Below are 13,025 nucleotides of genomic sequence, written 5' to 3' on the forward strand. Positions count from 1 at the left end.
ACCCGCGATGACCATAGCCCTCTCCCAGTTCGACGAAGTCCGGCTCGATCGCGTCAGCCGCGATTTCGGGGCGCTCAATGCTTTGCGCGACGTCTCCCTGACGATCCGGCGGCGCGAGTTCATCGCGCTGCTCGGCCCGTCGGGCTGCGGAAAGTCGACGACGTTGAACTGCATCGCGGGTCTTCTGCCTGTGACCGGCGGAGCGATCTGGCTCGACAAGAGCCGGGTCGATACGCTGCGTCCCGAGGAGCGCGGGTTCGGGATGGTGTTCCAGAACTACGCACTCTTTCCCCACCTCAACGTGCGCCAGAACATCGGCTTCGGCCTCAAGATGCGGGGTAAGCCCAAGGCCGAGATCGACCGCAAGGTCGACGAGGCCCTGAACCTGGTCCGCCTCCGGGGGCAGGAGAACAAGCTGCCGGGACAGCTCTCCGGCGGCCAGCAGCAGCGCGTGGCGATCGCCCGCGCCATCGTCATCGAGCCGCCGCTGGTGCTGATGGATGAGCCCCTGTCCAACCTCGATGCCAAGCTGCGTCTCGAGATGCGCGCCGAGATCCGGCGCATCCATAACGAGCTCGGCGCGACCACCATCTACGTGACCCACGACCAGGACGAGGCGCTGTCGCTCGCCGACCGCATCGTGGTGCTGCGCGACGGCGTGGTCCGGCAGGTCGGGACGCCGAAGGAGCTCTACGACGCTCCGGCGCATCTCGACGTGGCCGACTTCATGGGCTTCCGCAACAAGCTGCAAGGGAAGGTGGTCGGAAGCGACGGCAGCCGTGTCGTTCTCGACGTGGAAGGCGCGCGGATCAGCGGCGTCGCCCGCGAAAGCCTGTCCGCCGGCGCCGCAGCCTATGCCGCCGTCCGTCCGGACGACCTGATGGTCGGCGAGGCGGGACAAAACGCCATTGCCGCGACCGTCGACACCATCGAGTATCGCGGCCGCGAATTCGTCGGCACCGCCCATTCGGCCGGCGGGCTCGATTTCGTGTTCCGGTCCCATCAGCCGGTGGAGCCGGGATCCTCGGTGCATCTGCGGGCGGACGACCAGCGCGTGCTCGTCTTCGCGGAGCCGATCCAGGGGAGGCATTGATGGACGCCCTCGCGCCTGCAGCCCCCGTCGAGCACGGCCCCAGCCTGCGCCAGCGTCTGGCCGCCAGGGGCTTCGATGCGGTCACCCTGCTCGTCATCCCGGCGGCGATCTTCAGCCTGCTGCTCTTCGTCTATCCCTTCGCCTTCGGCTTCGTTCTCTCGTTCGAGCCGAAGGCCGGCGGCGACTGGCTGGCCAATTACAGGCGCTTCTTCTCCGATCCCTTTCTCTACGAGACGATCGCCAAGACGCTCTGGCTCGCGATCCCCGTCACGCTCGTCAACCTGCTGCTGGCGGTACCGATCGCGTTCCGCGTGCGCCTCATGCGGCGCCAGCGCCTGCTGACCACGATCCTCGTGCTGCCGATCACGCTCGGCACCGTTCTCGTGGCCGAAGGCCTGTTGAACTATCTCGGGCCGCAGGGCTGGTTCAACCGCACCCTGATCACCTTCGGGTTGATCTCGCAGCCCCTGAAGCTCGTTCACAATTACTGGGGCGTCTTCGCCTCGCTGGTGATTACGGGATTTCCGTTCACGTTCCTCCTGACCCTGTCCTACGTCACGGGCATCGATCCGGCGCTCGAGCAGGCGGCGGCGACGCTGGGCGCCAGCGCGTGGCAGCGTTTCCGCCATATCTATCTGCCGCTGCTGATGCCGGGCTTCGCCATCACCTTCTGCTTGTCCTTCGTGCAGGCCTTCTCGGTGTTTCCCTCGGCGGTGCTGCTCGGCGAGCCGGCTGGCAACACCCGTGTCATCTCGATTGCCGCGGCGACGGCGGCCTTCGAGGAATACGACTACTCCATGGCGTCGGCGATCGCGATGATCATGGGCTTCGTCCAGCTCGGGATCGTCGTGGCGGTGCTCGCCTCCCGCGGCCTGTTCTACCGTGGCCCAGCCTCCGGCGCGAAAGGGTAAAGCCCATGATCCGCGACACGACACTCGGCTCGAAACTCTGGGCGGCGGCCATCTGGTTCCTCGTCGGCTTCTTCGTCATCAACCTGTTCGCGATGATCGCCACCGTGGTGACGAGCTCCTTCGCCACCCGCTGGCTCGGCACATGGCTGCCCGTGGGCTTCACCACGCGCTGGTATTCCTCCGCCTGGAGCGAGTTCCAGCTCTGGGACGTCCTGATGGTCACGTTCCAGGTCATCGCCGCCGTGGTCTTCATCTCCGGCGCTCTCGGCATCACGGCGGCCTACGCGTTGGCCCGCCGCGATTTTCCGGGCAAGCGGCTTCTCGTCCTGCTCTTCCTGCTGCCGCTGCTCATTCCGCCGATCACGTTCGGCATCCCGCTCGCGACCGTGCTGTACCAGACGGGCCTAGCCGGCACCTTCTGGGGCGTGGTGGCGGCCAATCTCGTGCCGACCGTTCCCTTCGTGATCCTCGTCATGATCCCGTTCATCGAGCAGATCGATCCGAAGATCGAGGCGGCGGCCCGCGTATTCGGGGCCAACACCTTCAAGCTCTTCATCCACGTGCTCCTGCCGCTGCTCCTGCCGGGCATTCTCGCGGCGCTGCTGCTGGTGCTGGTGCGCACCATCGCCATGTTCGAGCTCACCTTCCTCGTGGCGGGTCCGACGAGCCAGACCCTCGTCGTGGCGCTCTATTATGCGGTCTTCGCGGCAGGCGTGCGCGCCGTGCAGTCCATTGATGCCATGGCGGTGGTCTATATGGTAACGACCCTGGTCTGGCTCATCATCGCGCTGCGCTTCGTCAATCCGACGCAGATCGTCACCCGCGCGAAGCAGCAGCCGGCGCATTGAGACGCCGGCTCGTAAAGCACGGGGGAGAAGTTGGAGCAGGGTGCCGCTGAGCGAGACCTTTTCGTCATAGCCGGGCGTTTCTCAACCATCCCGAGACGGTGAGGCGCGGCGCTTCACACGATCGGGATCACCGGCACAAGGCCGGTGATGACGAGAGCCGTGAGCACCTTGATCCCTCCCTCTTGTGAAGAGGGAGACAGGCGCAATACTTTTATGGGTCAGGCCTTGAGGACATGATGCCAGATCGACTGAACGATGACGCCCTGAGCGAGCTGCCGAGCGAAATTCGCCGCCCGGCTTACGACCGGAGGGCGGTGAAAACCGGAATCGTGCATCTCGGCGTCGGTGCCTTCCACAGGGCGCATCAGGCGGTCTATACCGACGACGTTCTCGGCCAGGACCCGCAATGGGGCATCGTGGCGGCCAGCCTGCGCAGCCCTGATACCTTCGACGCCCTTCAGCCCCAGGACGGCCTCTACACCCTGGCGGTACGCTCGCGGGAGGGAGAAGCGTTGCGGGTGGTCGGCTCGATCGGCCGGATCATCGTTGCCCCGCGGGCGACGGACGATCTCCTCGAGGTCATGGCCGATCCCGGGACGCGGATCGTCACGCTGACGGTGACGGAGAAGGGCTACTGCCATGACCCCGCGACCGGCGCCCTCAACGAGGCTCATCCGGACATCGTGCACGATCTCGCCTATCTGAGAACGCCGCGATCCGCTCCGGGCTTCATCGTCGAGGCCCTGCGCCGCCGGCGCCTGGCGGGCGTTGCGCCCTTCACGGTGCTGACCTGCGATAATCTTCCCTCCAACGGGCGCACGGTGAAGCGCGTTCTCACCCGCTTCGCCGAGCTGGTCGATCCGGAGCTCGGCCGGTTCGTGGCGAACGAGGTCTCCTGCCCGTCGACCATGGTCGACCGGATCGTGCCGGCGACCGGCGATCCGGACCGGGAGCGCATCGGCGCCGCTCTGGGCGTCCAGGATGCCTGGCCCGTCGTCACCGAGCCTTTCACGCAATGGGTGATCGAGGATCGCTTCCCGCAGGGTCGACCGGCCTGGGAGAATGCGGGCGCCGAGTTCGTGACTGATGTCGAGCCCTATGAGCACATGAAGCTCAGGCTACTCAACGGGAGCCACTCGACCCTGGCCTATCTCGGCTATCTCTCGGGCTATGAGACCGTTGCCGACACCATGGCCGACCCGGCCTTCGTGCGGCTGATCGAAGGGCTCATGGACGAAGAGGTCGCCCCGACCCTCCACATGCCGCCGGGCGCCGACCTGAATTCCTACAAGAAAGCGCTCATCGAGCGCTTCAGGAACCCGGCCTTGAAACATCGCACCTGGCAGATTGCCATGGACGGCTCGCAGAAGCTGCCGCAGCGCCTTTTGGGAACGGTCCGTGACCGCCTGCGCGATCATGCGTCCATCGCGCGGCTTTCGCTCGGGGTGGCCGCCTGGATGCGCTATGTGACGGGCATCGACGAGAAGGGCGCACCCATCGACGTGCGCGATCCCATGGCGGCTCGGTTGCGGGAACTGGCCGACGGGGCAGGGGGCTCGGCCGAGAATCTGGCCGGCGCGTTGTTCGGCGTGCGTGAGATCTTCGGCGATGACCTGCCCGGCGATCCCCGTTTCACAGGAGCGGTCACGGCGAACCTGGCGCGGCTTTACGAGCGCGGTGCCAAGCGGACGGTTTCGGAGTTCAAGGCGGATTAGGGTGTCGACACCCTCCACGTCATGGCCGGCCTTGTGCCGGCCATCCCGATCATGCGAGGCGCGGCGCTCCCATCAATCGAGATCACCGGCACGAGGCCGGTGATGACGTGGAGGACGTGAGTGAGAGGCCGCGGCCCTTCCAGCGTTTTCCATCATCCAGTCGCACCAGTCTTCCGACCGTCATGGCCGGGCTTGGCCCGGCCATCCCGATACTGGAAGGCGCCGCGCTTCTCCACATCGGGATCACCGGCACAAGGCCGGTGATGACGTGGAGGGTTTGGACAGGTGCGGTGCTCATTCCCGGCTGGAGCGTCGGCGGAGCGGAAATCATCAGCTTAGAACGTGAGCATCGATCCAAGGATGCATGTTCGGGATCGTTCTTCCAATCCTCAAGCGCTCGCCTGCTTCGCGCGCTTGCGTTCGCAGGACTGGCATTTGCAGCCCATCGGCTTGATGAAGGTTTCGAAGTAGTTCTTGCCGTAATTGTAGGTGATCTCGTCGCCCGGCTTGATGCGCTTGATCGCCTTGATGCGGATCTTGCCTCTCGAGACGGTGGCCTGGGCATTCGGGCGGCAGCCGTGGTTGATGTAGCGCGCGGTGTTCCAGCGGGGCGAACCGTCGACGGTCCAGCGGCTGTTGATCTCGAACAGGTAGCGTGTATTGCGCCGGCGCTCGACTTCCTCGCTCGTGATCTTCGGCCCGACATATTCGATGATGAACGTTCCCTTCTCGATCACATCGGTCGCAAAGAGGCCAAGACCGGTGGATGAGCGCGCGATGCGAAAGGGGCCTTCCGGCGGTTTGGCTTTCATGATGGGCAGATACTCCAGGGCTCTCGAACGCTCAATAGCCGTAAACACGGAGCGATTAAATTGGGTCGTCGCCCGATCTTCTCCAGATCCTGCCGAAGTTTTTTGCATTCCCCTAAATTGGTGAGCGGCCTGTTTCCGATTGGCCATCGAGCCAGTGGCGCGCGGGCTCGGACAGATGCGGTTGAAACAGGCTTGCGACCTGCTTGAGGCCCCATTCGAGATGAGACTTCTTCAAGGCGCGGACACCTTCCTGCACGTCGAGATAGACGACCCAATAGGTCGACACGATCCACACATTGTGGAGCAAGGCATCGAGGGCCTCGTCGGAGACGTCCATCAATCCCGCCGCTCGCATATGTTCGATGAGCTGCCTGACCGGAGCTCGAATACGGTCGCTGATCGCCCGGATGCGGCGGCGCAGCTCGGGTGCCGTGGCGATGAGCCCCATGAAGTCCCGGTAAAGGAATCGGTAGGTCCAGACGATCTCGAACCACTCGGTTAGGAACGCCACATAGGCGCCCGGATCGGCGCTTGAGGCCCGGTCGCGGGCCAGCAGATCGTCGACGGCCGCTTCGAAGCGGTCGAAGATCGTCAGGATCAAAGCCTGCTTGGTCTTGAAGTAGTAGTAGAGATTGCCCTCGTTGATCCCGGCGGCTTCAGCGATCTGCGCCGTCGTGACCCGATCGGGACCACGTTCGTTGAAGAGGGCCAGGGTCACGGCAATCAGGTGATCGCGCGTGCTGACCGCTTTCCGGCGGCGCTTGGCTCTGGGCATCTGTCCTGGCTCGCTCACCGATGGTCCTCTATGTCGCACTTGGAGATATAAGGTGGGCACCTTAAATGGCAAGCTGTCTAAGGTAAGCACCTTATACGCGGTGCCTGCCGGCATCGGGTTCGAGTATAGGCGATTTCAGGGAGACCTTCATGAGCATCGATGCCCTTCCCACGATCTCGGAGGAGTGCCCGGGCGTGACGGTGAGCCGACGCTCCCCGTTCTCGGTCCTTCCCGCCCTGGTGCGCGACCCGCTGCAGGCCCTGCCGCCGGAGATCTATCATGAGCCGGTGGTCTATTCGCAGGTGGCCGGACGCCAGCGCATTCTCCTGGCCGATCCGGCCCTGATCCATGAGGCACTGGTGCGCAACGCCGACGCCTTGAACAAGGGCGAAGACGTTCGAAGGGCCCTGGGCCCGGCGCTCGGCCAGGGTTTGCTGACGGCGGACGGCGCCCATTGGCGCTGGCAGCGCCAATCGGTGGCTCCGGCGTTCCGGCATGAGAAGCTCATGGGATTGCTGCCCGCGATGATCGCCGCGGCGGAGAAGACCAGGGATCGCTGGCTGGCATCCCGATCCCCCATCGGCATCGGTCACGAGATGATGCGCACGACCTTCGACATCATCGTCGAGACCATGATGTCGGGCCCAGCCGGAATCGATGTGGCGCGGGTGGAGAGAGGCATCACGGATTATCTCAAGCCGACCGGCTGGGTCTTTGCCCTGAGCATCCTGGATGCTCCCGAATGGCTGCCGTATCCCGGCCGCAGCCGGGCGCGGGCGGCGGCAACCTATCTCCGTTCCGCTATCACCCGCATGATCGCGGAGCGCCGTCGGAAGCCGGACGGGCGTGAGGACCTGGTGGCCTTGCTCCTTGCGGCGTCCGATCCCGAGAGCGGCCGAACCATGACGGACGAGGACATCGCCGACAATCTTCTGACCTTCGTGACGGCCGGACACGAGACCACGGCTCTCGGCCTCGCCTGGACCTTTCTCCTGCTGGCGCGTCATCCCGACCACGAGGCGAGGGTTCTTGCCGAAATCGACGAGGTAACGGCGGGCGAGCCGGTTCGCGCCGAGCACATCGCCCGGCTCGCCTACACACGGCAGGTATTCTCCGAAGCGATGCGGCTCTATCCGCCAGCGCCGATCATCACGCGGACCGCCACGCGCGCCTTTCCGCTCGGCGGGTTCATGGTGCCGCAAGGGGCGGTCCTCATCGTCCCGATCCATGCGGTTCATCATCATGCGACGCTCTGGGAAAGCCCGGAGCGGTTCGATCCCGAGCGATTTGCGCCCGAGCCGGCGAAGAGCCGCCATCGCTATGCCTACATGCCGTTCGGCGCAGGCCCTCGCATCTGCATCGGCAGCGCGTTCGCAACCATGGAGGCTGTCGCCATCCTGGCGGTGCTGCTGCAGGCCGTCCGACTGCGGAGCCGGTCGGACGACATGCCGGCGCCCATGATGAAGGTGACGCTGCGCCCGAAGAAAGAGGCCGAGATGCTGGTCGAGCGGCGCTCCTGAAGCGACGGGCCTGAAAGCGGGATGCGCCTGGGGCTCGTCCGATGCTCAACCGTTATGCGGTGCGTATCGTTGGGCGCGGACCTCTGATTCCGCCCGATGCGCCAGGATTTCGAAAACAGATCATTCAACGGTGATAAGGGCACATCGCCCCTGTTCTCGAGCGAGACTCCTAGACCACCTCGGTCGTGTCGGAGGTTCCCGCCAGAGTGCGGCGCAGGGTATCGGCGAAATTGTCGTACGAGAACGGCTTCGACAAGGTCGAAGAGTCGCGAAACCGTTCAGGAAGCGAGCGAAAATCGTAACCCGTCGAGAAGATGAACGGGATCCCGCGGAAACGCAGGACATCGGCGACGGGAAAGACCACTGATCCATCGACATTGATGTCGAGGATCCCGATATCGATATCGGCCTGGAGCGCAAGGGTCAGAGCATGGTCCAGACGCGCAGCGGGGCCCACGACCTCACAGCCGAAATCGAGAACCATGTCCTCGATCAGCATCGAGATCATCGCCTCGTCCTCTACGATCAGGACCCGCTTTGTGCGACTCTCGAGCATAGCCCCTCCAAGCCGGATTGCATCTGAAAAGCGCCTTGCGACGTCATTAAACGAATCAGTTGCAACAACTATAATCGATGGTTTGGTACGCCATCACTATCTTAGGTTATTATGACTTGGGATGTATGGTAATGCTGGGGGGCAACCAAAGTAAAGACCCTGGTTGCATCCTGATTATACAGCTTTCCGGCGTGCAATTTCTGCGCGCACGACTGGTGCAACCTTGGTCCCCAGAAGCTCGATGGAGCGCATGATCCGCGCATGCGGCATGGTCCCGACGCTGAATTGTGCCAGATAGCGGTCGTGGCGGAAGAGCTCGTACTGAAACAGGATCTTGTCTATCACTTCCTGCGGGTCGCCCACGGTGAGGGCGCCGCGCGGCTCCCGCATCGCGTCGAACTGCGGGCGGGTCGTGGGAGGCCACCCACGTTCACGGCCAAGCCGGGTCATCACCTGGGCATAGGCGGGAAAGAATTCGTCGGCGGCTTGCTGCGAGGTGTCCGCCACATAGGCGTGGGTGTTGATGCCGACCTTGAGGTTTGCCGGATCGTGTCCCGCCCGGCTCCCCGCCTCACGATAAAGTGAAACGAGCGGGGCGAAGCGCTCCGGCTGTCCTCCGATGATGCCGAGAGCAAGAGGCAGACCGAGCGTGCCGGCACGCACCACCGATTGCGGCGTTCCGCCGACGGCGATCCAGACCGGCAAAGGCTCCTGAACCGGGCGGGGATAGACCGGCTGATCGGTCAGGGGTGCCCGATGCCGGCCGGCCCATGTCACCCGTTCCTTGCCCCTGATCTTCAGGAGCAGATCGAGCTTCTCGGCGAACAGGGCGTCGTAGTCGTCGAGATCGTAGCCGAACAGCGGGAAGGACTCGATGAACGAGCCGCGGCCCGCCATGATCTCGGCGCGCCCACCCGACAGAAGGTCGAGGGTCGCGAAGCTCTGGAACACCCGGACCGGATCGTCTGAGCTCAGCACGGTCACGGCGCTCGTCAGGCGGATTTTTTTCGTGCGCTCGGCGGCGGCGGCCAGCACGACGGCCGGGGCGGAGACGACATAGTCGGGCCGGTGATGTTCGCCGAGGCCGAACACGTCCAGGCCGACCTGATCGGCCAGCTCCACCTCCTCGACGAGATCGCGCAGGCGCTGTGCCGGGGAGAGCCGATCTCCGGTGACAGCATCTTTCGTCAGCTCGCCAAAGGTATAGACACCAAGTTCCACTGATCTTCCACACGATTGTCGCGGACGGGAAGGGCTATAGCAGCCGCCGTGCGCGAATGCACCGAGGGGCAGAGATGCGTGGAATCAGCGCTGGAGCAGCCTTTGGATCAAGGCATCGGCTGCGTGACTGGTCAGTCCCCAAGCAACGGGCTGGTCGCCGAGATAGACGGTGAATGTTCCGTCCTGCGTCGCCTGTTTGGCAAAATGTACCATCTGTCTGTCATCCACTGATGCGGAAACCGGGCCAGGGGTCCGTCGTGCGCTCATGATGAAATGAGAGGCGCTTTGCACAAAGATTAAATTATGAGCAGTGACGTGCCGACGATGGTCCAAGAGCTTGCGAACCAACGGGTTCATGAACCGTTGCCGTGATGGTGCAGCGAAGCCGAGCAAGCTCAGGCCTCGTGAGCTGGCAAACAGCAGGTTCAATCATGAAGCTTTTCGAATGTCAGGCCTGCGGCCAGCCGCTCTATTTCGAGAACAGTAGCTGCGAAAGCTGCGGTCGACGCCTCGGCTGCCTGCCATCTCTTCAGGAGATCAGCGCTCTGGAGCCCGAAGAGGAGGGACGCTGGAAGACGTTGGCCCTCCCAGAGGGACGCTTCCGCTTCTGCGCCAATGTGCAGCACGATGCGTGCAATTGGCTGATCCCAGAAGAGGAAAACAACCCTTATTGCCGGGCTTGCCGGCATAATCGCACGGTACCGGACCTCTCCATCGCGCAGAATGTGAACAGGTGGCGCAGTCTGGAGACCGCCAAGCGGCGTCTTTTCTATACCTTGCTGAAGCTCGATCTGCCGCTGGCGACGCGTGCGGAGGACCCGCAGGGGTTAGCCTTCGATTTTCTGGCCGATTCTGCCGAGAATTCTCCCAATGGTGCTTCGATCCTGACCGGGCACGATAACGGCCTGATCACCATCAACATCGCCGAGGCGGACGACGCCGAGAGGGAGCGTCGGCGCCACAGCATGGCGGAGCCATACCGGACACTCCTCGGCCACTTCCGCCACGAGATCGGTCACTATTTCTGGAACGTCCTAGTGCGCAACGATCCGAGCCTGGAGCGCTTCCGCCAGATCTTTGGGGACGAGCGGCAGGACTACGGTGAAGCCCTGCAGGCTCATTATGCCAATGGACCGAAGGAAAATTGGCAGGACGAATTCGTCAGTGCCTATGCCGCCTCCCATCCGTGGGAAGATTTTGCCGAGACCTGGGCTCACTATCTCCATATCGTCGATACTCTGGAGACGGCCAACGCCTTCGGAATGAAGGTGCGCCCCAGGATCAGCCGGGGTCCGGAACTCGCAACCGAAATCGACTTCGATCCGCACCAGGAGGCGGCTCTGAATCGGCTGATCACAGCTTGGCTTCCCCTGACCTTCGCCGTCAACTCCCTGAACCGCAGCATGGGACAACCCGACCTGTATCCTTTCGTGCTCGCCCCCGCCGTCATCGCCAAATTGGCCTTCATCCATGCGCGCATCCATGCCTGGAGCGGGCGCCGGCAGGGGGAGGTTGAGAGCCATCACGTCCTGAAAGCCGTGATTGGGGGGCTGAATTCTCGCATAGGCGCCCCACAATCCGCATAACTCGTCCTTTTGGGACCTTGCGTGAATTGACTAGGTATGAGTAGTAATCTTCTTGCCCTCAGCGGTTGGGGGCGTTACGCCTATAGCGTTTACGAAACTTGAGACTTTAGAAGGCAGTCCTGATGGGCCGGGGAAATGATCACCGTGATCGCCGACGTCAATTTGGCGGTCAACCCGAAGATCACTGGGGCGATTTCGCTCCTCCAACATCTTACGAACGGCCCGTGCGGCAGCAGACATCCTATGGCGCTCCAGCCTCGGGACCCGACACTGAAGCAAGGGTGAAATGGTTCAATCCTGAGAAAGGCTTCGGCTTCGTCGAAATGACCGACGGATCGGGCGAGGCCTTCCTGCACGTGCGGCAGGTCGAGGCAGCGGGCTATTCCGCGCTCGAATCCGGCACGACGCTGGTCATCAAGGTCGGTGCGGGCCAGAAGGGACCGCAGGTCCAGGAAATCGTCAGCGTCGACGCCAGCACGGCCGAACCCGAGCCACCGCGTGGTGCTCGTCCGCCGCGGCCGATGCGTTCGGGCAGTCAGGGTCAGGGCCAGCCCGGTGGCGGGTTTGGTCGTCCGAGTGGCGGCCCAAGCCCACGTCCGGTCAGCGGTCCGCCGGAAGTGCCGGCCACCGTCAAGTGGTTCGACTCCGTGAAAGGCTACGGCTTCGTGTCCGTCGAGGGTGAGAGCAAGGACTTGTTCCTGCACATCTCCGTCGTGGAGCGCGCAGGCCTCAGCCAGCTCGAGCAGGGCCAAGCGGTCCGGGTAGCCATTGTCGAGGGGCGCAAAGGCCCTGAAGTCGGCGCCATCGAGATCGCCTAAGGCATTTGGCCTTTCTCTTCGTGAATTGATCCGGGTCCACGGCCGCGCATCCTGCGGAAAAGTGGACCCGGTTTTCGCGTGTCAAACGACGTATCATTTGACGAAGTGAACGCCGGACCCAAAAGTGCCGTCCACTTTTGGGTCCGATTTTTCAGCAGTGTACCTCTTCAAAGGCCCGCACCCACATCTCGCAGACGCCGGACCGCACGATCTCATTGAGGGTGAACTCGATGATCGGAACGGGGAGCATCTGCGACTTGATCAGGTGAATGACGGTACGCAGACCCGATGTCTCGCGCAGGTCGCACTGGCTCACATCCCCGTTGATCACGACTGTGCAATCCTCCCCAATGCGAGTGAGGAAGGTTTTCATTTCGGCCGGGGTGGCATTCTGCGCTTCGTCCAGGAGGATGAAGGCGTCGCGCCAGGATCGCCCGCGCATCACCTCGAAGGGTACCATCTCGATATCGCCGTTCTTGACCGCGATCTCGTAAGCCGCCGCACCGATCCGTTCCTTGATGGCCTCGATAACCGGCGCGGCCCAGGGGCCGAATTTCTCCTCGAGACTGCCTGGGAAGAAGCCGAGGGAACGGCCGCTGGGAACATTGGGACGGGTGAGAATGATCTTGCGGATGCGACGCTGGCGGAACAGATCTGCGGCGTGGGTCGCTGCGATCCAGGTCTTGCCCGTACCGGCGGGTCCAAGGACCACGACCTGGGTACCGTTCTTCAAAGCGTCGAGATAATCATCCTGCGTTGCATTGAGCGGCTTGATGGGGGAGGAGGCTGCGCTCAGCCTGGAACTTGGATCCGGTGAGGTCGAAGACCTGCGCAGTTTCAACGGTGCGGCGGGTCTTGCGTCTCTGCTTCTCATGATGCTTGCTCAATGACCAACTCCGGTTTTTGAAACTGCGCACAGAGACCTATCCAGGCGCCGCGCAGAGGCGTCTGGGGGAGAAACTTCCAAGAGAAGGGTGGATGCGAGAGCGAGTCGTTGCGGGCGGTGGATTTCCGCGATCCGGAAGGTGAGGATCAGCCTGCCTGCCCATCAAAGCCTATTCTTCAATCTGCCAGTGGCAAACTATCTTTGATTCTGATGACAGTTTACCGCTGCTACGCCTACCTGCGAGTCAAATGTTGAGGCAGCCTGCTTGGTTCCAGGGCATAATC

General features: G+C 63.1%; 12 protein-coding genes and 1 pseudogene. 7 read left to right on the forward strand and 6 right to left on the reverse strand.

Annotation, left to right across the window (positions count from 1 at the left end; translation table 11 throughout):
* The first annotated feature begins 7 nt into the window (after positions 1–7).
* From ACD578_RS07355 to ACD578_RS07370, 4 genes are all read left to right on the forward strand, one after another.
* Entirely contained in the window at positions 8–1,093 is a 1,086-nt protein-coding gene (locus ACD578_RS07355) for an ABC transporter ATP-binding protein (RefSeq protein WP_404292038.1), read from the forward strand.
* Entirely contained in the window at positions 1,093–2,004 is a 912-nt protein-coding gene (locus ACD578_RS07360) for an ABC transporter permease (protein ID WP_404292039.1), read from the forward strand. The genes ACD578_RS07355 and ACD578_RS07360 overlap by 1 nt, the downstream gene beginning before the upstream one ends.
* A 5-nt stretch (positions 2,005–2,009) precedes the next feature.
* Entirely contained in the window at positions 2,010–2,852 is an 843-nt protein-coding gene (locus ACD578_RS07365; RefSeq protein ID WP_404292040.1) for an ABC transporter permease, read from the forward strand.
* A 236-nt stretch (positions 2,853–3,088) separates the two neighbouring features.
* Complete coding sequence (locus ACD578_RS07370) at positions 3,089–4,567, forward strand: mannitol dehydrogenase family protein (protein WP_404293744.1); 1,479 nt, start codon at positions 3,089–3,091, stop codon at positions 4,565–4,567.
* Between the two features lie 389 nt (positions 4,568–4,956).
* On the opposite strand, the gene ACD578_RS07375 is transcribed toward ACD578_RS07370, so the two are convergent.
* Positions 4,957–5,379 carry an SET domain-containing protein gene (locus ACD578_RS07375; protein ID WP_404292041.1) on the reverse strand — a complete coding sequence of 141 codons (423 nt, stop codon included), beginning with the start codon at positions 5,377–5,379 and terminating at the stop codon, positions 4,957–4,959.
* 112 nt (positions 5,380–5,491) lie between these two features.
* Positions 5,492–6,154 (reverse strand): TetR/AcrR family transcriptional regulator, encoded by a 663-nt coding sequence (locus ACD578_RS07380; RefSeq protein WP_404292042.1) that lies wholly within the window; start codon positions 6,152–6,154, stop codon positions 5,492–5,494.
* 149 nt (positions 6,155–6,303) lie between these two features.
* On the opposite strand from ACD578_RS07380, the gene ACD578_RS07385 reads away from it, so the two are divergent.
* Positions 6,304–7,674 carry a cytochrome P450 gene (locus ACD578_RS07385; protein ID WP_404292043.1) on the forward strand — a complete coding sequence of 457 codons (1,371 nt, stop codon included), beginning with the start codon at positions 6,304–6,306 and terminating at the stop codon, positions 7,672–7,674.
* A gap of 169 nt (positions 7,675–7,843) precedes the next feature.
* Here the strand turns inward: ACD578_RS07385 and ACD578_RS07390 are convergent, their stop codons facing one another.
* From ACD578_RS07390 to ACD578_RS07400, 3 genes are all read right to left on the reverse strand, one after another.
* Complete coding sequence (locus ACD578_RS07390) at positions 7,844–8,230, reverse strand: response regulator (RefSeq protein ID WP_152713964.1); 387 nt, start codon at positions 8,228–8,230, stop codon at positions 7,844–7,846.
* 174 nt (positions 8,231–8,404) lie between these two features.
* Positions 8,405–9,451: an LLM class flavin-dependent oxidoreductase gene (locus ACD578_RS07395; protein WP_404292044.1), complete on the reverse strand. Its 1,047-nt coding sequence runs from the start codon at positions 9,449–9,451 to the stop codon at positions 8,405–8,407.
* Between the two features lie 84 nt (positions 9,452–9,535).
* Positions 9,536–9,880: a hypothetical protein gene (locus ACD578_RS07400; RefSeq protein ID WP_404292045.1), complete on the reverse strand. Its 345-nt coding sequence runs from the start codon at positions 9,878–9,880 to the stop codon at positions 9,536–9,538.
* A gap of 2 nt (positions 9,881–9,882) precedes the next feature.
* Between ACD578_RS07400 and ACD578_RS07405 the strand changes: the two genes are divergently transcribed.
* Entirely contained in the window at positions 9,883–11,037 is a 1,155-nt protein-coding gene (locus ACD578_RS07405; protein ID WP_404292046.1) for a putative zinc-binding metallopeptidase, read from the forward strand.
* Positions 11,038–11,261: 224 nt separating this feature from the next.
* On the forward strand, positions 11,262–11,855 hold the full coding sequence (locus tag ACD578_RS07410) for a cold-shock protein (protein ID WP_404292047.1): 594 nt from the start codon (positions 11,262–11,264) through the stop codon (positions 11,853–11,855).
* Between the two features lie 151 nt (positions 11,856–12,006).
* Here ACD578_RS07410 and ACD578_RS07415 read toward each other — a convergent pair.
* Positions 12,007–12,742: pseudogene (locus ACD578_RS07415) on the reverse strand (PhoH family protein).
* Positions 12,743–13,025: the final 283 nt, after the last annotated feature.

It is taken from the genome of Microvirga sp. RSM25 (genome assembly GCF_044784385.1).
Lineage (GTDB): Bacteria > Pseudomonadota > Alphaproteobacteria > Rhizobiales > Beijerinckiaceae > Microvirga > Microvirga tunisiensis.

Excerpts from the sequence above, each read along its gene's own strand:
- ACD578_RS07390 (WP_152713964.1), bottom strand. The coding sequence starts at position 8,230 with ATGCTCGAGAGTCGCACAAAGCGGGTCCTGATCGTAGAGGACGAGGCG.
- ACD578_RS07380 (WP_404292042.1), bottom strand. The coding sequence starts at position 6,154 with ATGCCCAGAGCCAAGCGCCGCCGGAAAGCGGTCAGCACGCGCGATCAC.
- ACD578_RS07365 (WP_404292040.1), top strand. The coding sequence starts at position 2,010 with ATGATCCGCGACACGACACTCGGCTCGAAACTCTGGGCGGCGGCCATC.
- ACD578_RS07355 (WP_404292038.1), top strand. The coding sequence starts at position 8 with ATGACCATAGCCCTCTCCCAGTTCGACGAAGTCCGGCTCGATCGCGTC.
- ACD578_RS07405 (WP_404292046.1), top strand. The coding sequence starts at position 9,883 with ATGAAGCTTTTCGAATGTCAGGCCTGCGGCCAGCCGCTCTATTTCGAG.
- ACD578_RS07385 (WP_404292043.1), top strand. The coding sequence starts at position 6,304 with ATGAGCATCGATGCCCTTCCCACGATCTCGGAGGAGTGCCCGGGCGTG.
- ACD578_RS07360 (WP_404292039.1), top strand. The coding sequence starts at position 1,093 with ATGGACGCCCTCGCGCCTGCAGCCCCCGTCGAGCACGGCCCCAGCCTG.
- ACD578_RS07375 (WP_404292041.1), bottom strand. The coding sequence starts at position 5,379 with ATGAAAGCCAAACCGCCGGAAGGCCCCTTTCGCATCGCGCGCTCATCC.
- ACD578_RS07370 (WP_404293744.1), top strand. The coding sequence starts at position 3,089 with ATGCCAGATCGACTGAACGATGACGCCCTGAGCGAGCTGCCGAGCGAA.